Origin of the sequence: Enterobacter sp. SES19 (genome assembly GCF_011765665.1) — a bacterium.
Classification (GTDB): domain Bacteria; phylum Pseudomonadota; class Gammaproteobacteria; order Enterobacterales; family Enterobacteriaceae; genus Enterobacter; species Enterobacter pseudoroggenkampii.
This window is the reverse complement of sequence record NZ_CP050320.1, coordinates 3339662-3359208: the sequence shown is the minus strand read 5'-3', so window position 1 is coordinate 3359208 and position 19547 is coordinate 3339662. Positions and strand designations below refer to the sequence as shown.

Genomic DNA, 19547 nt, shown 5'->3' with positions numbered 1-19547 from the left:
GGAAAGTCATGGACCCACCAGGGTTAAAGGGCACCAAATGTTAATGAGAATCGCTCGATGTAATTTAATGTGAAGAAACCTTTGTTAAAGTTGACAATAGGTTATAGAAAGGAGTAAAAAACCCCATCATTTTGCTGTCTACGTCTCATTTCTGACAGTTAGTGTAAGGTTATTTGTTCCTCCCCATGAATCGATGTGATGCCCATCTGCCAGCAAGAGCAGTGTCGTTGGTATCACTTTTGATGAGTAAGCAATGAGTATGTCAACATCCACAGAAGTCATCGCTCATCACTGGGCATTCGCAATCTTTCTTATTGTAGCCATTGGCCTGTGCTGCCTGATGTTAGTCGGCGGCTGGTTCCTGGGCGGTCGCGCCCGCGCAAGGCACAAAAACACACCTTTCGAATCAGGTATTGATTCAGTAGGTTCCGCTCGCTTACGCCTGTCTGCCAAGTTCTATCTGGTAGCCATGTTCTTCGTCATCTTCGACGTGGAAGCGCTTTACCTTTTCGCATGGTCAACGTCCATCCGCGAAAGTGGTTGGGTGGGCTTTGTCGAGGCCGCAATTTTCATTTTAGTGCTACTGGCCGGTCTGGTTTATCTGGTGCGTATTGGCGCGCTTGACTGGACGCCTGCGCGTTCACGTCGTGAACACATCAACCCGGAAAACAGTATCTCTAATCGTCAGCAGTAACAGCGAGGCAATAAGATGGATTATACGCTCACCCGCATAGATCCTAACGGTGAGAATGACCGTTACCCCCTGCAAAAACAGGAGATCGTAACCGACCCCCTGGAGCAAGAAGTCAATAAAAGCGTGTACATGGGCAAACTCGAACATGCCATGCACGATATGGTCAACTGGGGTCGTAAGAACTCCATCTGGCCGTACAACTTTGGCCTTTCTTGCTGCTACGTTGAAATGGTGACGTCATTCACTGCGGTGCATGACGTTGCGCGTTTTGGGGCCGAGGTACTGCGTGCTTCACCACGTCAGGCTGACCTGATGGTGGTAGCCGGTACCTGCTTTACCAAGATGGCACCTGTTATTCAGCGTCTTTATGACCAGATGCTGGAGCCTAAATGGGTTATCTCCATGGGCGCATGTGCAAACTCTGGCGGTATGTACGACATCTATTCCGTCGTGCAGGGCGTAGATAAGTTTATTCCAGTGGATGTGTACATCCCGGGTTGTCCGCCTCGTCCGGAAGCCTACATGCAGGCGCTGATGCTGCTGCAGGAGTCTATCGGTAAAGAACGTCGCCCACTGTCGTGGGTTGTTGGCGATCAGGGTGTGTATCGCGCGAACATGCAGTCTGAGCGCGAGCGTAAACGTGGTGAACGTATTGCCGTCACCAATCTGCGTACGCCTGACGAAATTTAATTTGCGCCTGTAGGCCTGGAGAACACCTTCGCATATCACTACTCAAATAGCGCGAAGCCAGGCTCAACAGTCACCACGGACCATTTGCAATGGTGAACAATATGACCGACTTAACCGCGCAAGAAGCCGCCTGGCAGACCCGGGATCATCTGGATGACCCAGTCATTGGCGAACTGCGCAACCGTTTTGGGCCGGATGCCTTTACTGTTCAGGCTACCCGCACCGGGGTACCCGTTGTTTGGGTGAAGCGTGAGCAATTGCTGGAAGTTGTCGATTTCCTCAAGAAATTGCCAAAACCGTACGTCATGCTGTTTGACTTACACGGCATGGATGAACGTCTGCGTACCCACCGCCAGGGTCTCCCTGCTGCGGATTTTTCCGTTTTCTACCACCTGATCTCAATAGACCGTAATACGGATATCATGCTCAAGGTGGCATTGTCTGAAAACGACATGCATCTGCCGACGATCACCAAACTTTTCCCGAACGCCAACTGGTACGAGCGTGAAACCTGGGAAATGTTCGGCATGACCTTTGACGGCCACCCGCACCTGACGCGCATCATGATGCCGCAGACCTGGACAGGCCACCCGCTGCGTAAAGACTACCCGGCACGTGCCACCGAATTCGATCCGTTTGAGCTGACCAAAGCCAAGCAGGATCTGGAGATGGAAGCGCTGACCTTCAAACCGGAAGACTGGGGCATGAAGCGCGGTACCGACAACGAGGACTTCATGTTCCTTAACCTCGGTCCGAACCACCCGTCTGCGCACGGTGCATTCCGTATTATTCTTCAGCTTGATGGCGAAGAGATTGTCGACTGCGTACCTGACATCGGTTACCACCACCGTGGTGCTGAGAAGATGGGCGAGCGTCAGTCCTGGCACAGCTACATTCCGTATACCGACCGTATTGAGTACCTCGGCGGCTGCGTCAACGAGATGCCATACGTGCTGGCCGTTGAGAAACTGGCGGGTATCGTTACGCCGGATCGCGTTAACGTGATTCGCGTCATGCTGTCAGAGCTGTTCCGTATCAACAGCCACCTGCTGTATATCTCCACCTTCATTCAGGACGTCGGCGCGATGACCCCGGTCTTCTTCGCCTTCACCGACCGTCAGAAAATCTACGATCTGGTGGAAGCGATTACCGGTTTCCGTATGCACCCGGCCTGGTTCCGTATCGGCGGTGTGGCACACGATCTGCCGCGCGGCTGGGACCGTCTGCTGCGTGAATTCCTCGACTGGATGCCAAAACGTCTGGCCTCTTACGAGAAAGCCGCGCTGCGCAATACCATCCTGAAAGGCCGTTCCCAGGGCGTTGCTGCCTACGGCGCGAAAGAAGCGCTGGAGTGGGGGACGACAGGTGCAGGTCTGCGTGCGACCGGTATTGATTTCGACGTGCGTAAAGCCCGTCCTTACTCTGGCTATGAGAACTTCGACTTTGAAGTCCCGGTGGGCGGCGGTGTTTCCGACTGCTACACCCGCGTGATGCTGAAAGTAGAAGAGCTGCGCCAGAGTCTGCGCATCCTTGAGCAGTGCCTCAACAACATGCCGGAAGGCCCGTTCAAGGCGGATCACCCGCTGACGACGCCGCCACCGAAAGAGCGCACGCTGCAACATATCGAAACCCTGATCACCCACTTCCTGCAGGTTTCCTGGGGTCCGGTCATGCCGGCGCAAGAATCCTTCCAGATGATTGAAGCGACCAAGGGTATTAACAGTTACTACCTGACCAGTGACGGCAGCACCATGAGCTACCGTACCCGCGTGCGTACGCCGAGCTTTGCGCACCTGCAGCAGATCCCGTCCGCCATCCGCGGCAGTCTGGTCTCCGACCTGATTGTGTATCTGGGTAGTATCGATTTTGTTATGTCAGATGTGGACCGCTAATTATGCACGAGAATCAACAACCACAAACCGAGGCTTTTGAGCTGAGTGAAGCAGAACGTGCCGCCATTGAGCACGAGATGCACCACTACGAAGACCCGCGTGCGGCGTCCATTGAAGCGCTGAAAATCGTACAGAAACAGCGTGGTTGGGTGCCGGATGGGGCGATCTATGAGATCGCGAAAGTGCTGGGTATTCCGGCAAGTGACGTAGAAGGCGTAGCCACGTTCTACAGCCAGATCTTCCGTCAGCCGGTAGGCCGCCATGTGATCCGCTACTGTGACAGTGTAGTCTGCCACATCACCGGTTATCAGGGCATTCAGGCTGCGATTGAGAAGAAGCTCAATATCAAGCCGGGCCAGACCACGTTCGATGGACGCTTTACTCTGCTGCCAACCTGCTGCCTGGGTAACTGCGACAAGGGGCCGACCATGATGATTGATGAGGACACTCACAGCCATCTGACGCCGGAAGCGATTCCTGACCTGCTGGAGCAGTACAAATGAAAACTGTAATTCGTACTGCTGAGACGCATCCGCTGACCTGGCGTCTGCGCGATGACAAACAGCCGGTATGGCTCGACGAATACCAGAGCAAAAACGGCTATGCCGGCGCGCGTAAAGCCCTTGGCGGCATGGCGCCGGACGACATCGTTAACGCGGTAAAAGAGTCTGGCCTGAAAGGCCGCGGCGGCGCGGGCTTCTCCACCGGTCTGAAGTGGAGCCTGATGCCAAAAGACGAATCCATGAATATCCGTTACCTGCTGTGTAACGCCGATGAAATGGAGCCGGGCACCTATAAAGACCGCCTGCTGATGGAACAACTGCCGCACCTGCTGGTGGAAGGCATGCTGATCTCCGCGTTTGCGCTGAAAGCGTACCGTGGCTACATCTTCTTGCGCGGTGAGTACATCGAAGCGGCGGAAAACCTGCGTCGCGCGATTGCCGAAGCCACCGAAGCGGGCCTGCTCGGTAAAAACATCCTGGGCACCGGCTTTGACTTCGAACTGTTCGTGCACACCGGTGCCGGGCGTTATATCTGCGGTGAAGAAACGGCGCTGATTAACTCCCTGGAAGGCCGCCGCGCGAACCCGCGTTCCAAGCCACCGTTCCCGGCAAGCTCCGGCGTATGGGGTAAACCGACCTGCGTAAACAACGTCGAAACCCTGTGTAACGTTCCGGCTATCCTCGCCAACGGCGTGGAGTGGTATCAGGGCATCTCCTCAAGCAAAGATGCCGGTACCAAGCTGATGGGCTTCTCCGGTCGCGTTAAAAATCCTGGCGTCTGGGAACTGCCGTTCGGTACTACCGCACGTGAAATTCTTGAAGACTACGCGGGCGGCATGCGCGATGGCCTGAAATTCAAAGCCTGGCAGCCGGGTGGGGCAGGGACTGACTTCCTGACCGAAGCCCACCTTGACCTGCCGATGGAATTCGAAAGCATTGGTAAAGCAGGCAGCCGTCTGGGTACGGCGCTGGCGATGGCCGTCGACCACGAGATCGGCATGGTCTCGCTGGTGCGTAACCTGGAAGAGTTCTTCGCCCGCGAGTCCTGCGGCTGGTGTACACCGTGCCGTGATGGTCTGCCGTGGAGCGTGAAGATCCTGCGTGCAATCGAACGTGGCGAAGGCCAGCCTGGGGATATCGAGACGCTTGAGCAACTGTGTCGATTCTTAGGCCCGGGTAAAACCTTCTGTGCCCACGCACCGGGTGCCGTCGAACCTCTGCAGAGCGCGATCAAATATTTCCGCGACGAGTTCGAAGCAGGCATCAAGCAGCCGTTCAGCAATACCCATGCGATCAATGGGATTCAGCCGAACCTGCTTAAAGCGCGCTGGTAACGACAAGAATTTTGATTAACGCTCGGTTTCGACCGAGCCAACTGGAAGCATGCTAATGGCTACGATTCATGTAGACGGCAAAGAATACGAAGTCAACGGGGCGGACAACCTGCTGGAAGCTTGTCTGTCTCTTGGCCTCGATATTCCGTACTTTTGCTGGCATCCGGCGCTGGGCAGCGTCGGTGCTTGCCGCCAGTGTGCGGTGAAGCAATATCAAAACGCGGAAGACACGCGTGGTCGCCTGGTGATGTCCTGTATGACGCCAGCCACCGAAGGCACCTTTATTTCGATTGATGACGAAGAAGCCAAACAGTTCCGCGAAAGCGTGGTGGAGTGGTTGATGACCAACCACCCGCACGACTGTCCGGTTTGTGAAGAGGGCGGTAACTGCCACCTTCAGGATATGACCGTGATGACCGGTCACAGCTTCCGTCGCTATCGCTTTACCAAGCGTACCCACCGTAACCAGGACCTGGGGCCGTTCATCTCTCACGAAATGAACCGCTGCATCGCCTGCTACCGCTGCGTGCGTTACTACAAAGACTATGCAGACGGTCAGGATCTGGGCGTGTATGGCGCGCATGACAACGTCTACTTCGGTCGTCCGGAAGACGGCGTGCTGGAGAGCGAATTCTCCGGTAACCTGGTAGAAATCTGCCCGACCGGCGTCTTTACGGATAAAACTCACTCCGAGCGTTACAACCGTAAATGGGACATGCAGTTTGCGCCAAGCATCTGCCAGCAGTGTTCCCTCGGCTGTAACACCAGCCCGGGTGAGCGCTACGGCGAACTGCGCCGTATCGAAAACCGTTACAACGGTACCGTTAACCACTACTTCCTCTGCGACCGCGGTCGTTTCGGCTATGGCTATGTGAACCTCAAAGACCGTCCGCGTCAGCCGGTTCAGCGCCGTGGCGACGACTTCATTACCCTGAACGCTGAACAGGCGATGCAGGGCGCGGCAGATATTCTGCGCCAGTCGAAGAAAGTGATCGGTATCGGCTCCCCGCGCGCCAGCATCGAAAGCAACTTCGCGCTGCGCGAGCTGGTTGGGGCGGAAAACTTCTATACCGGTATCGCTCAGGGCGAGCAGGAACGTCTGCAGCTGGTACTGAAAGTGCTGCGTGAAGGCGGTATCCATACCCCTGCGCTGCGCGAAATCGAATCCTATGATGCGGTCCTGGTGCTGGGTGAAGACCTGACCCAGACCGGCGCCCGCGCGGCTCTGGCGGTTCGTCAGGCGGTGAAGGGTAAAGCACGTGAAATGGCAGCGGCGCAGAAAGTGGCTGACTGGCAGATTGCGGCGATCCTGAACATCGGTCAGCGCGCGAAGCATCCTCTGTTTGTGACCAACGTCGACAACACCCGTCTGGACGACATCGCGGCGTGGACCTACTGCGCACCGGTTGAAGATCAGGCGCGCCTTGGCTTTGCCATTGCCCACGCGCTGGACAACAACTCACCGGCGGTAGAACTGGATCGCGACCTGCAGAACAAGGTTGACGTGATTGTTCAGGCCCTGGCCGGTGCGAAGAAACCGCTGATTATTTCCGGGACCAACGCCGGCAGCGCTGAGATCATTCAGGCGGCAGCCAACGTGGCCAAAGCCCTGAAAGGCCGCGGTGCTGACGTCGGCGTGACCATGATTGCCCGTGCGGTGAACAGCATTGGTCTGGGCATGATCGGCGGCGGCTCGCTGGAAGCTGCGTTAAGCGAACTGGAATCCGGTGCCGCTGACGCCGTGGTGGTGCTGGAAAACGACCTGCATCGTCATGCTTCTGCCGCTCGCGTTGACGCCGCGCTCTCCAAAGCGCCGCTGGTGATGGTGATTGACCATCAGCGCACCGCGATCATGGACAAAGCGCACCTGGTGCTCTCTGCGGCAAGCTTCGCAGAAAGCGACGGTACCGTTATCAACAACGAAGGCCGCGCGCAGCGTTTCTTCCAGGTTTATGACCCGGCTTACTACGACAGCAACACCGTGATGCTGGAAAGCTGGCGCTGGCTGCACTCCCTGCACAGCACCGTGCAGAGCCGTGAAGTGGACTGGACGCAGCTCGACCACGTTATCGACGCGGTGGTGGAAAAACTGCCTCAGCTGGCAGGCATTAAAGATGCCGCGCCTGAAGCAAGCTTCCGCATTCGCGGCCAGAAACTGGCGCGTGAACCGCACCGTTACAGCGGCCGTACCGCAATGCGCGCCAATATCAGCGTGCACGAACCGCGCCAGCCGCAGGATAAAGACACCATGTTTGCCTTCTCCATGGAAGGGAACAACCAGCCGTCTGCACCGCGTTCGCAAATCCCGTTCGCATGGGCACCGGGCTGGAACTCCCCGCAGGCATGGAACAAGTTCCAGGCTGAAGTGGGCGGCTCCCTGCGCCACGGCGATCCGGGCGTGCGTCTGATTGAAGCTTCCGAAACCGGTCTGGACTTCTTCACCACCGTACCGGCGAGCTTCCAGGCGCAGGACGGTAGCTGGCGTATTGCGCCGTACTACCACCTGTTCGGTAGCGACGAGCTGTCCCAGCGTTCACCGGTCTTCCAGACCCGTATGCCGCAGCCGTACATCAAGCTTAACCCGGCGGATGCCGCGAAGCTTGGCGTTAACGCGGGTGCGAACATCGCCTTTAGCTATGACGGCCAGACCATCAGCCTGCCGCTGATTATTTCTGAAAGCCTGACAGCAGGGCAGGTCGGTCTGCCGATGGGTATGCCTGGCATCGCGCCAGTTCTGGCGGGTGCGCGTCTTGATAATCTGCAGGAGGCAAAAGCATGAGTTGGTTAACGCCGGATCTTATCGACATCCTGCTGAGCATTCTGAAAGCGGTTGTGATTCTGCTGGTGGTGGTCACCTGCGGCGCGTTCATGAGCTTTGGTGAACGTCGTCTGCTCGGTCTGTTCCAGAACCGTTACGGACCGAACCGCGTGGGCTGGGGTGGTTCACTCCAGCTGGTCGCGGACATGATCAAGATGTTCTTTAAAGAGGACTGGATCCCGCGCTTCTCGGATCGCGTGATCTTTACTCTGGCACCGATGATCGCCTTCACCTCGCTGCTGCTGGCGTTTGCTATCGTGCCGGTCAGCCCGACCTGGGTGGTCGCTGACCTGAACATCGGCATTCTGTTCTTCCTGATGATGGCAGGCCTCGCGGTTTACGCGGTCCTGTTCGCAGGCTGGTCCAGTAACAACAAATACTCGCTGCTGGGTGCGATGCGTGCTTCCGCGCAGACCCTGAGCTACGAAGTGTTCCTGGGTCTCTCCCTGATGGGCGTGGTGGCGCAGGCCGGTTCATTCAACATGACCGACATCGTCAACAACCAGGCCGACATCTGGAACGTTATTCCGCAGTTCTTTGGGTTTATTACCTTTGCCATCGCGGGCGTGGCAGTGTGTCACCGTCACCCGTTTGACCAGCCAGAAGCCGAACAGGAACTGGCCGACGGTTACCACATCGAATATTCCGGTATGAAATTCGGTCTGTTCTTCGTGGGCGAGTACATCGGTATCGTCACCATTTCCGCGTTGATGGTAACGCTGTTCTTCGGTGGCTGGCATGGCCCGTTCTTACCGCCGTTCATCTGGTTCGCGCTGAAAACCGCGTTCTTCATGATGATGTTCATTTTGATTCGCGCAGCGTTACCGCGTCCGCGTTATGACCAGGTAATGTCCTTCGGCTGGAAAGTGTGCCTGCCGCTGACGCTCGTCAACTTGTTGGTAACGGCCGCTGTCATTCTCTGGCAGCAGCCATAAGGGGCAATAGACCATGACCTTAAAAGAATTACTGGTAGGCTTCGGTACCCAGGTACGCAGTATCTGGATGATCGGCCTGCACGCGTTTGCCAAACGCGAAACCCGGATGTACCCGGAAGAGCCGGTATATCTGCCGCCGCGCTACCGTGGCCGTATCGTGCTGACGCGCGACCCGGACGGTTCCGAGCGCTGCGTTGCCTGTAACCTGTGTGCGGTAGCGTGTCCGGTAGGCTGTATCTCTCTGCAGAAAGCCGAGACGGTAGACGGCCGCTGGTACCCTGAGTTCTTCCGCATCAACTTCTCACGCTGCATCTTCTGCGGTCTGTGTGAAGAAGCGTGCCCAACCACGGCGATTCAGCTGACTCCAGACTTCGAGCTGGGTGAGTACAAGCGTCAGGACCTGGTGTACGAGAAAGAGGATCTGCTGATTTCCGGTCCGGGCAAATACCCGGAATATAACTTCTACCGGATGGCGGGTATGGCAATCGACGGCAAAGATAAGGGCGAAGCAGAGAACGAAGCTAAGCCTATCGACGTCAAGAGCCTGTTACCGTAAGGAGAGGGCAATGGAATTCGCTTTTTATATCTGTGGCCTTATCGCCATCCTGGCTACGCTGCGAGTGATCACGCACACCAATCCGGTGCATGCGCTGCTGTACTTAATCATCTCGCTGCTGGCCATTTCCGGGGTGTTCTTTGCACTGGGCGCGCACTTCGCCGGTGCGCTGGAAATCATCGTCTACGCCGGGGCCATTATGGTGCTGTTCGTGTTCGTGGTGATGATGCTGAACCTGGGCGGCTCTGAAATTGAGCAGGAACGTCAGTGGTTAAAACCGCAGGTGTGGATTGGCCCGGCAATTCTGTCGGCCATCATGCTGGTGGTGATCGTTTATGCCATTCTGGGTGTTAACGATCAGGGCATCGACGGCACGCCGATTGGCGCGAAAGAGGTCGGTATCACGCTCTTTGGCCCATACGTTCTGGCAGTGGAACTGGCCTCAATGCTGCTGCTGGCAGGTCTGGTTGTGGCTTTCCACGTTGGCCGCGAAGAGCGTGCTGGCGAGGTGCTGAGCAACCGCACTGACGACCGCGCGAAAAGAAAAACGGAGGAGCGCGCATGATCCCCTTAACACATGGACTGATCCTCGCTGCGATTTTATTCGTTCTGGGTCTGACCGGTCTGGTTATCCGCCGCAATCTGCTGTTTATGCTGATCGGGCTGGAAATCATGATTAACGCCTCCGCGCTGGCCTTCGTGGTCGCCGGAAGCTACTGGGGCCAGACCGATGGTCAGGTGATGTACATTCTCGCCATCAGCCTCGCGGCTGCCGAAGCGAGTATTGGCCTGGCGCTGTTGCTACAGCTCCATCGTCGCCGCCAGAATCTGAACATCGATTCAGTAAGTGAGTTGCGTGGATGAACATGCTTGCCTTAACCATTATTTTTCCGCTGATTGGCTTCGTGCTGCTGGCGTTTTCTCGCGGCCGCTGGTCTGAGAATCTGTCTGCAACCGTCGGCATGGGCTCTGTTGGCCTGGCCGCGCTGGTGACAGCGTATGCGGGTATCGACTTCTTTAACAACGGGCGTCAGCCTTTCAGCGTGCCGCTGTGGACGTGGATGTCGGTCGGTGATTTCAACATCGGTTTCAACCTGGTGCTGGACGGCCTCTCGCTGACCATGCTTTCCGTGGTTACCGGCGTTGGCTTCCTGATCCACATGTTCGCCTCCTGGTATATGCGCGGTGAAGAGGGGTACTCCCGCTTCTTCGCCTACACCAACCTGTTTATCGCCAGCATGGTGGTTCTGGTCCTGGCCGATAACCTGCTGCTGATGTATCTGGGCTGGGAAGGCGTGGGTCTGTGTTCTTACCTGCTGATCGGTTTCTACTATACCGATCCGAAGAATGGCGCAGCGGCCATGAAAGCGTTCATCGTGACCCGCGTGGGTGACGTCTTCCTCGCTTTCGCGCTGTTCATTCTTTACAACGAACTGGGCACGCTGAACTTCCGCGAAATGGTGGAACTGGCGCCAGCGCACTTCGCCGCAGGCAATAACATGCTGTGGTGGGCAACGCTGATGCTGCTGGGTGGTGCTGTGGGTAAATCCGCGCAGCTGCCATTGCAGACATGGCTGGCCGACGCGATGGCGGGTCCAACCCCTGTCTCCGCGCTGATCCACGCTGCGACCATGGTTACCGCCGGTGTCTACCTGATTGCGCGTACCCATGGCCTGTTCCTGATGACCCCGGAAATTCTGCATCTGGTGGGTATCGTCGGTGCGGTCACGCTGGTGCTGGCAGGCTTTGCCGCGCTGGTGCAGACCGACATCAAGCGCGTTCTCGCGTACTCCACCATGAGCCAGATTGGTTACATGTTCCTGGCGCTGGGCGTTCAGGCGTGGGACGCGGCCATTTTCCACCTGATGACGCACGCGTTCTTTAAAGCGCTGCTGTTCCTCTCATCCGGTTCGGTGATTCTGGCCTGCCATCACGAGCAGAACATCTTCAAAATGGGCGGACTGCGTAAGTCTATCCCGCTGGTCTATGTCTGCTTCCTGGTGGGCGGCGCGGCGCTGGCGGCACTGCCGCTGATCACCGCGGGCTTCTTCAGTAAGGACGAAATCCTTGCGGGTGCCATGGCGAATGGTCATATCAATCTGATGGTTGCGGGTCTGGTCGGTGCGTTCATGACCTCCCTGTATACCTTCCGTATGATTTTCATCGTATTCCACGGTAAAGAACAAATTCACGCTCACGCAGGGAAGGGGATTACCCATCACCTGCCGCTGATTGTGCTGCTGGTACTGTCCACCTTCGTTGGCGCGATGATTGTACCGCCGCTGCAGGGCGTACTGCCAGACACCACCGAGCTTGAGCACGGTCGCGTTCTGACGCTTGAAATCACCTCCGGTGTGGTCGCTATCGCGGGCATCCTGATCGCTGCATGGCTGTGGCTGGGCAAACGTACGCTGGTGACTGCCGTGGCCAACAGTGCGCCAGGCCGCCTGCTGGGCACCTGGTGGTACAACGCGTGGGGCTTCGACTGGCTGTACGACATGATCTTCGTTAAGCCGTTCCTGGGCATTGCGTGGCTGGTGAAGCGCGACCCACTGAACAGCCTGATGAATATCCCGGCGATCCTCTCCCGCTTTGCAGGTAAAGGCCTGCTGTACAGCGAGAACGGTTACCTGCGCTGGTATGTGGCGTCCATGAGCATCGGTGCGGTTGTCGTGCTGGCGCTGCTGATGGTGTTGCGTTGATCGTTAAGTGAATTTTATTCGAATTCGTTGAAAATCAGGCCCCTGCTGGGGGCCTTAAAAAGGAATGTAAATCGCCATGTTACTACCCTGGCTAATATTAATTCCCTTCATCGGCGGCTTCCTGTGCTGGCAGACTGAACGCTTTGGCGTGAAGATGCCGCGCTGGATTGCGCTGATCACCATGGGATTGACGCTCGCGCTTGGCCTGCAACTGTGGTTGCAGGGCGGTTACTCACTGACCCAGTCTGCGGGCATTCCGCAGTGGCAGTCTGAGTTCATCCTGCCGTGGATCCCACGTTTCGGCATTACGATCCACCTGGCGATTGACGGTCTGTCGCTGCTGATGGTGGTGCTGACCGGTCTGCTCGGTGTTTTGGCGGTACTCTGCTCCTGGCGTGAAATCGAAAAATACCAGGGCTTCTTCCACCTGAACCTGATGTGGATCCTGGGCGGCGTGATCGGCGTGTTCCTTGCCATCGACATGTTCCTGTTCTTCTTCTTCTGGGAGATGATGCTGGTGCCGATGTACTTCCTGATCGCGCTGTGGGGCCACAAGGCGTCCGACGGTAAAACGCGTATCACGGCGGCAACCAAGTTCTTCATCTATACCCAGGCGAGTGGTCTGGTGATGTTGATTGCCATTCTGGCGCTGGTGTTTGTTCACCACAACGCGACCGGTACCTGGACCTTCAACTACGAAGACCTGCTGAAGACCCCAATGTCTCACGGCGTGGAATACCTGCTGATGCTGGGCTTCTTCATCGCCTTCGCGGTGAAAATGCCGGTGGTTCCGCTGCACGGCTGGCTGCCAGACGCGCACTCTCAGGCACCAACGGCGGGTTCCGTTGACCTGGCGGGCATCTTGCTGAAAACGGCGGCCTACGGTCTGCTGCGTTTCGCTCTGCCGCTGTTCCCGAACGCCTCCGCAGAATTCGCACCGATTGCCATGTGGCTGGGTGTGATCGGTATCTTCTACGGTGCCTGGATGGCCTTCACGCAGTACGACATCAAGCGTCTGATTGCCTACACCTCCGTTTCCCACATGGGCTTCGTGCTGATTGCTATCTACACCGGCAGCCAGCTGGCGTACCAGGGGGCGGTGATCCAGATGATTGCGCACGGTCTGTCCGCAGCCGGTCTCTTCATCCTGTGCGGCCAGCTGTATGAACGTCTGCACACCCGTGACATGCGTATGATGGGCGGTCTGTGGAGCAAAATTAAGTGGCTGCCAGCGCTCTCCATGTTCTTCGCGGTGGCGACTCTGGGGATGCCGGGTACCGGTAACTTCGTCGGCGAATTTATGATTCTTTTCGGCAGCTTCAAAGTGGTACCGGTGATTACCGTGATCTCCACCTTTGGTCTGGTGTTCGCTTCCGTCTACTCGCTGGCGATGCTGCACCGCGCGTACTTCGGTAAAGCGAAGAGCGAAATTGCTGCACAAGAACTGCCGGGGATGTCGCTGCGTGAGCTGTTCATCATCCTGCTGCTGGTCGTACTGCTGTTGCTGCTGGGCTTCTTCCCGCAGCCGATTCTGGATACCTCGCACAGCGCGATGGGCAATATCCAGCAGTGGTTTGTTAATTCTGTTTCTACTACAAGGCCGTAATTCGCCATGACAATAACTCCACAACAACTGATCGCGCTGCTACCGCTGCTGATCGTCGGATTGACGGTGGTGGTTGTGATGCTCTCCATTGCGTGGCGACGCAATCACTTCCTGAATGCCACGCTGTCGGTCATCGGCCTGAACGCCGCGTTAGTCTCTCTCTGGTTTGTTGGCCAGGGTGGGGCGATGGACGTCACTCCGCTGATGCGCGTTGACGGTTACGCCATGCTGTATACCGGTCTGGTGCTGCTGGCGAGCCTGGCAACCTGTACCTTTGCGTACCCATGGCTCGAAGGCTACAACGACAACAAAGAAGAGTTTTACCTGCTGGTTCTGATTGCCGCGCTGGGCGGCATTCTGCTGGCGAATGCGAACCACCTGGCCGCGCTGTTCCTCGGTATTGAGCTGATCTCTCTGCCGCTGTTCGGTCTGATTGGTTACGCCTTCCGCCAGAAGCGCTCCCTGGAAGCAAGCATCAAGTACACCATCCTGTCTGCGGCGGCGTCCTCGTTCCTGCTGTTTGGTATTGCGCTGGTGTACGCACAGTCCGGTAACCTCTCCTTTATGGCGCTCGGCAAGAGCCTCGGTGACGGCATGCTGCATGAGCCGCTGCTGCTGGCGGGTCTGGGCATGATGATTGTTGGCCTTGGCTTTAAACTCTCTCTGGTGCCGTTCCACCTGTGGACGCCAGACGTATACCAGGGCGCGCCAGCGCCGGTGTCGACCTTCCTGGCGACGGCGAGCAAAATCGCCATCTTCGGGGTGGTTATGCGTCTGTTCCTGTACGCACCGGTGGGTGACAGCGAAGCGGTTCGCGTGGTGCTGGGCATTATTGCGTTCGTCTCCATCATCTTCGGTAACCTGATGGCGCTGAGCCAGACCAACATCAAACGTCTGCTGGGCTACTCGTCTATCTCTCATCTGGGCTACCTGATGGTGGCGCTGATTGCGCTGCAGAGCGGTGAGATGTCGATGGAAGCCGTGGGCGTCTATCTGGCCGGTTACCTGTTCAGCAGCCTCGGCGCCTTCGGCGTGGTGAGCCTGATGTCCAGCCCGTACCGTGGTCCGGATGCCGATTCACTGTTCTCCTACCGTGGTCTGTTCTGGCACCGTCCGATCCTGTCTGCGGTGATGACGGTGATGATGCTCTCTCTGGCAGGTATTCCGATGACGCTCGGCTTTATCGGTAAGTTCTACGTGCTGGCCGTCGGTGTGCAGGCGCACCTGTGGTGGCTGACTGCGGGCGTGGTGATTGGCTCCGCGATTGGTCTCTACTACTACCTGCGCGTGGCCGTGAGCCTGTACCTGAGCGCACCTCAGCAGCTCAACCGCGATGCCCCAACCAACTGGCAGTACAGCGCCGGTGGTATCGTAGTGCTTATCTCCGCGCTGCTGGTGCTCATCTTCGGTATCTATCCGCAACCGCTGATTGAGATCGTGCAGCGAGCAATGCCATTAATGTAAAAACAAAAAACCCGCCTCGGCGGGTTTTTTTATGGTTTTCTCCCTCTCCCTGTGGGAGAGGGCCGGGGTGAGGGCACCAGCCCGCACCATGCTTAAGCCAGCTGCTTCCGGCTAATCAACGGCCCGTCAATCTTCTTCATCGAGCGGTCCAGCACTTCCTCAATCACTGACGACAGCTCGTTCAGCTCAAACTTCGCCACATACCCGTCCGCCTTCACCTTGCGAATATGGTCTTCGTTGGCGTTGCCGGAAAGGGAAGAGTGGATCACCACCGGAATATCTTTCAGTACCGGGTCGGTTTTGATTTTGCGCGTCAGCGTAAAGCCGTCCATTTCTGGCATTTCGAGGTCGGTCAGCACCAGCGCGATCTTATCGGTGATGGGAACCCCTTCAGCCTGGGCCTGTGCCGCCAGCACGCCAATTTTCTCCCACGCTTCTTTGCCGGTGATATGCAGCTGGGCCGGGATCTCCATTGCCTGCAGACCTTTCTCCAGCATCGAGCGCGCCACTTTGGAGTCTTCCGCGACGATGGCGACAGCGCCTGGCTTGATATGGAATTTGGTGGTCTTCAGGTTCGTGGCGTGCAGATCGTGATTGGCCGGGGTGATGTCATACAGGATCTGCTCAACGTCCAGCACCATCGCCAGATCGTTGGTATCGGTCTTCTCGTCAAGACACGCGATACTGGTGATGTAGCGGCCGCTGACGGCGGTTTCCGCCGCGTGCACCTGCTTCCAGTCCAGACGCATGATGTTCTCAACCGATTCCACGGCAAACGCCTGCACGCTGCGCGCATATTCGGTGATCAGCAGAATGTTCAGCCCGGTGGTGGGCTTACAGCCCGCCACGGCGGCCAGGTCAATCACCGGGATCACCTGATCGCGAATATTCACCATTCCCATCAGCGGTGACTTCATCCCGGCGGGTTTCGTGAACTCCGGCATCGGCACAATTTCACGCAGCTTAAAGACGTTAATGCCAAACAGCTCAGATTTATTTTCGTTCAGAGAGGTGCCAAGACGGAACAGCAACAGTTCAAAACGGTTCGACAGGGTCAGATTCGCCCTGTCATCAATATCTTTCTGGAAATTATCCATTCTACCCTCGAGAGAAATGCTGACCTTTTAATCGTTATCGGCATCCTGAGGGAAAAATGAAGGACTAAACGCTGACCTGAGCGAAATCTTCGGCCAGCTCACATTCCGGAAACAGCGTGCGGCACTCTGTCAGCAGGCTTGCGCATCCCCGCGCGTCGTAGCGCGAGCTGACGTGGGTGACGATGAGCCTCCCGACGCCCGCGTCACGGGCAAGCTGCGCCGCCTGACGCGTGGAGCTATGGCCCCGACTGTTGGCTTTCTCTTCCATCGCCGTTTCAAGCGTCGCTTCATGCACCATCACGTCCACGCCCTGGGCCAGCGTGAGCGCCGCCGGGCACGGGGCCGTATCGCCAAAAATCGCCAGCTTTTTGCCGGGCTGTGGGGCGGCGAGATAATCCTGGCCGTTGATGACGCGCCCGTCCTCCAGCGTGACGGTCTCACCGTGCTTCAGGCGCTGGAACAGCGGTCCGGGTTTTACGCCGTCGGCCATCAGCGCGGCGGCGTCCAGCGCGCCGGGTTTGTCATGCGCGTCAATGCGATAGCCATAGCACTCGACAGGGTGATTGAGCGGCTGAGCGCTCACCTTATAATCGCCGTCATCGAAAACCAGTCCTTCGCTAATCTCAACGACCTCCAGCGGATAATCCGTCCACGACCCGCTCAGGCGCAGCGTGGTTTCAACAAATTCACGAATACCCGCAGGCCCGTAAATCGTCAGCGGGTTGGCGTTACCGGCCATCGAGCGGCTGCACAGCAGGCCGGGAAGGCCAAACAGATGGTCGCCATGCAGATGGGTGATAAAAATTTTATCCAGCTTGCCGGGGTGATAAGCGGTGTGTAACAGCTGATGCTGCGTCCCTTCACCACAGTCAAACAGCCACAGCCCACCGCGGGTGGGGTGTTTAAGATCCAGCAGAATCGCCGTCACGTTCCGTGAGCGGGTTGGCACGCCAGCGGACGTACCCAGAAAAATCAGTTCCATAACGCAATCAGCCCTTTGCCGAACGGGGAGGGGTTTAGTATAACGTGATGAACCCCAGGAAGGAGACTGACATGATCCAGTGGCAAGATTTACACCATAGTGACCTCACCGTTCATTCACTTTACGCTGTGCTGAAACTGCGCTGCGAAGTGTTCGTGGTTGAACAGACCTGCCCGTATCAGGACATCGACGGCGACGATCTCGTCGGCGAGAACCGCCATATCCTCGGCTGGCGGAATAACGAGCTGGTGGCGTATGCGAGGATTCTGAAAAGCGAAGACGATTTTGAGCCTGTCGTCATTGGCCGCGTCATCATCAGCGGCAAAGCGCGTGGTGAAAAACTCGGCTATCAGCTGATGGAAAAAACGCTGGAGGCGTGCCAGAAACAGTGGCCGAACAAGGCGTTATACCTGGGTGCGCAGGCGCACCTGCAGTCCTTCTACGGCCACTTTGGTTTCGTGCCCGTCACCGAGGTGTACGATGAAGATGGTATTCCCCACGTCGGCATGGCGCGAGAAGCGAAGCAGGCGTAATAGCGAGTCGTTGGCTATAGTTAGCGGACTGGTGTACTAACATGGAGAAAAATATGTCATTTCAATCCTGGGATACCCGTATCGACGACGACCTGGCCTTACTGAGCGAAACGCTGGAAGAGGTGTTACGTTCCTCGGGCGACCCTGCCGATCAGAAATATATTGAGCTAAAAGCCCGCGCCGAGCAGGCGCTGCATGAAGTGAAAAACCGCGTCAGCCATGCGTCTGATACCTACTACTACCGCGCCAAAAAAGCGGTGTACCGTGCCGATGATTACGTGCATGAAAAACCGTGGCAGGGCATTGGAGTGGGTGCTGCCGTAGGCCTGGTGCTGGGGCTGCTGTTGGCCCGTCGTTAAGCCGCTTAACCACTCCCTATACGTGGGTACTGCAATTTATTGCCAGTACCCCGTATAATACGAAGTTTTAACAGGGAGAGGTTCGCGTGAATTCGATTTTCCTCGCGCTGGAGCAATTGCGTACCCAGCTTTCGCAAGCGTTACCCGCAACACCCGGCATACGTCATTTCGACGTCTCTTTCCCGTTAAACGACGCTTTCGACCCTCTCGCCTGGCTTGGGGCGCAGCAGTGCTATCCGCAGTTTTACTGGCAGCAGCGTAACGGCGATGAAGAGCTGGCCGCGCTGGGGGCTGTCACCCAATTTCCTTCTCTGGCGTTAGCCTCGCAGTTTTTGCGCGAGCAAAACGCAGCAGGTGATACCCGCATCTGCGGCCTGAACGCCTTTACTCCGGAGCAGGGCAGCCTCTTTTTACCGCGGCTGCTCTGGCGACGCACCGCCGGCACCGCCACGCTGCGCCTGCAGCTGTGGAGCGATTATTCACTTCAGGAAGATGCCCACGCCGCGCGGGATTTTTTACAGCAGCTCCGTCCTGCGAGATCTATCCGTCCACTGTCCGTTCAGGTTGAGCACGAAACCCATCAGCCGCAGCAGGCCGAATGGCTAAAACTTATCCGCAGGGCGACGGAGACCATCGCGCGCGGTGATTTTGAAAAAGTGGTTCTCGCCCGGGCAACCGATCTGCAGTTCACGCAGCGCGTTAACCCTGTCGCGCTGATGGCGGCCAGCCGCGCCCTGAATTTACACTGCTACCATTTCTGCATGGTATTCGACGCCAGCAACGCGTTTCTTGGCTCGACGCCCGAGCGTCTCTGGCGGCGGCGCGGCACGCTGCTGCGCACGGAAGCGCTGGCGGGCACCGTTGCCAGCCATACCGATGATAGCCAGGCGCAGCGTCTCGGCGAGTGGTTGCTTAACGACGATAAAAACCAGCGCGAAAATATGCTGGTCGTGGAAGATATCTGCCAGCGTCTTCAGCACTACACGCAGACGCTTGAGGTACTGCCCCCTCAGGTGGTGCGCCTGCGTAAAGTGCAGCATTTGCGCCGCTGTATCTGGACCGAGCTCAAACAGGCCGATGATGAGCAGTGTCTGCTCATGCTACAGCCGACCGCGGCCGTAGCCGGATTACCCCGACAGCCTGCGCGCGAGTTTATCCAGAAGGTTGAGCCCTTTAACCGCGAGTGGTACGCCGGTTCTGCCGGGTATTTATCCCCCGATCAGAGTGAGTTCTGCGTGGCGTTGCGCTCCGCGCGCGTCCAGGATGACTCCCTGCGGCTCTATGCCGGTGCCGGCATTGTCAGCGGGTCTGACCCGGAACAGGAGTGGCAGGAGATCGAAAACAAAGCGGCCGGATTGCGCTCTCTGCTCCTAAGGGATTAA

The 19547-nt window shown here is 57.2% G+C and carries 18 protein-coding genes; 16 read left to right on the top strand and 2 right to left on the bottom strand.

Annotated elements, in window-relative coordinates; translation table 11 throughout:
• Window positions 1-253: 253 nt before the first annotated feature.
• From nuoA to nuoN, 13 genes are all read left to right on the top strand, one after another.
• Window positions 254-694 carry an NADH-quinone oxidoreductase subunit NuoA gene (gene nuoA / locus GXP72_RS15955; RefSeq protein WP_014171000.1) on the top strand — a complete coding sequence of 147 codons (441 nt, stop codon included), beginning with the start codon at window positions 254-256 and terminating at the stop codon, window positions 692-694.
• Between the two features lie 15 nt (window positions 695-709).
• On the top strand, window positions 710-1384 hold the full coding sequence (gene nuoB, locus GXP72_RS15950; RefSeq protein ID WP_003861482.1) for an NADH-quinone oxidoreductase subunit NuoB: 675 nt from the start codon (window positions 710-712) through the stop codon (window positions 1382-1384).
• Window positions 1385-1473: 89 nt separating this feature from the next.
• Window positions 1474-3276 (top strand): NADH-quinone oxidoreductase subunit C/D, encoded by a 1803-nt coding sequence (gene nuoC, locus GXP72_RS15945; RefSeq protein WP_023312537.1) that lies wholly within the window; start codon window positions 1474-1476, stop codon window positions 3274-3276.
• Window positions 3277-3278: 2 nt separating this feature from the next.
• Entirely contained in the window at window positions 3279-3779 is a 501-nt protein-coding gene (nuoE, locus tag GXP72_RS15940; RefSeq protein WP_006176513.1) for an NADH-quinone oxidoreductase subunit NuoE, read from the top strand.
• Complete coding sequence (nuoF, locus tag GXP72_RS15935) at window positions 3776-5113, top strand: NADH-quinone oxidoreductase subunit NuoF (RefSeq protein WP_008500209.1); 1338 nt, start codon at window positions 3776-3778, stop codon at window positions 5111-5113. The genes nuoE and nuoF overlap by 4 nt, the downstream gene beginning before the upstream one ends.
• 55 nt (window positions 5114-5168) lie before the next feature.
• Window positions 5169-7892 (top strand): NADH-quinone oxidoreductase subunit NuoG, encoded by a 2724-nt coding sequence (gene nuoG / locus GXP72_RS15930; RefSeq protein ID WP_025913145.1) that lies wholly within the window; start codon window positions 5169-5171, stop codon window positions 7890-7892.
• Window positions 7889-8866 carry an NADH-quinone oxidoreductase subunit NuoH gene (gene nuoH, locus GXP72_RS15925; protein WP_047346615.1) on the top strand — a complete coding sequence of 326 codons (978 nt, stop codon included), beginning with the start codon at window positions 7889-7891 and terminating at the stop codon, window positions 8864-8866. Before nuoG ends, nuoH begins: the two co-directional genes overlap by 4 nt.
• Before the next feature lie 13 nt (window positions 8867-8879).
• Window positions 8880-9422: an NADH-quinone oxidoreductase subunit NuoI gene (nuoI, locus tag GXP72_RS15920; RefSeq protein WP_003861491.1), complete on the top strand. Its 543-nt coding sequence runs from the start codon at window positions 8880-8882 to the stop codon at window positions 9420-9422.
• 10 nt (window positions 9423-9432) lie between these two features.
• Entirely contained in the window at window positions 9433-9987 is a 555-nt protein-coding gene (nuoJ, locus tag GXP72_RS15915) for an NADH-quinone oxidoreductase subunit J (protein ID WP_008500212.1), read from the top strand.
• Window positions 9984-10286: an NADH-quinone oxidoreductase subunit NuoK gene (gene nuoK, locus GXP72_RS15910; RefSeq protein WP_003861496.1), complete on the top strand. Its 303-nt coding sequence runs from the start codon at window positions 9984-9986 to the stop codon at window positions 10284-10286. The genes nuoJ and nuoK overlap by 4 nt, the downstream gene beginning before the upstream one ends.
• Window positions 10283-12124, top strand: coding sequence for an NADH-quinone oxidoreductase subunit L (gene nuoL / locus GXP72_RS15905; protein WP_024908969.1), 1842 nt, complete (start codon window positions 10283-10285; stop codon window positions 12122-12124). The genes nuoK and nuoL overlap by 4 nt, the downstream gene beginning before the upstream one ends.
• Window positions 12125-12200: 76 nt before the next feature.
• The gene (nuoM, locus tag GXP72_RS15900; RefSeq protein WP_208763109.1) at window positions 12201-13730 is read left to right on the top strand and encodes an NADH-quinone oxidoreductase subunit M; all 1530 of its coding nucleotides are present in this window, start codon (window positions 12201-12203) and stop codon (window positions 13728-13730) included.
• A gap of 6 nt (window positions 13731-13736) precedes the next feature.
• Window positions 13737-15194, top strand: coding sequence for an NADH-quinone oxidoreductase subunit NuoN (gene nuoN, locus GXP72_RS15895; RefSeq protein WP_061714719.1), 1458 nt, complete (start codon window positions 13737-13739; stop codon window positions 15192-15194).
• Window positions 15195-15286: 92 nt separating this feature from the next.
• Here the strand turns inward: nuoN and GXP72_RS15890 are convergent, their stop codons facing one another.
• Both GXP72_RS15890 and rbn read right to left on the bottom strand, forming a co-directional pair.
• Window positions 15287-16291, bottom strand: a complete 1005-nt coding sequence (locus GXP72_RS15890; protein WP_024908219.1) for a chemotaxis protein — start codon at window positions 16289-16291, stop codon at window positions 15287-15289.
• Window positions 16292-16355: 64 nt separating this feature from the next.
• Window positions 16356-17273: a ribonuclease BN gene (rbn, locus tag GXP72_RS15885; RefSeq protein ID WP_208763108.1), complete on the bottom strand. Its 918-nt coding sequence runs from the start codon at window positions 17271-17273 to the stop codon at window positions 16356-16358.
• Window positions 17274-17344: 71 nt separating this feature from the next.
• On the opposite strand from rbn, the gene GXP72_RS15880 reads away from it, so the two are divergent.
• From GXP72_RS15880 to menF, 3 genes are all read left to right on the top strand, one after another.
• Window positions 17345-17806, top strand: a complete 462-nt coding sequence (locus GXP72_RS15880) for a GNAT family N-acetyltransferase (RefSeq protein ID WP_090419949.1) — start codon at window positions 17345-17347, stop codon at window positions 17804-17806.
• 53 nt (window positions 17807-17859) lie between these two features.
• Entirely contained in the window at window positions 17860-18165 is a 306-nt protein-coding gene (elaB, locus tag GXP72_RS15875) for a stress response protein ElaB (RefSeq protein WP_008500219.1), read from the top strand.
• 86 nt (window positions 18166-18251) lie between these two features.
• Entirely contained in the window at window positions 18252-19547 is a 1296-nt protein-coding gene (menF, locus tag GXP72_RS15870) for an isochorismate synthase MenF (protein WP_208763107.1), read from the top strand.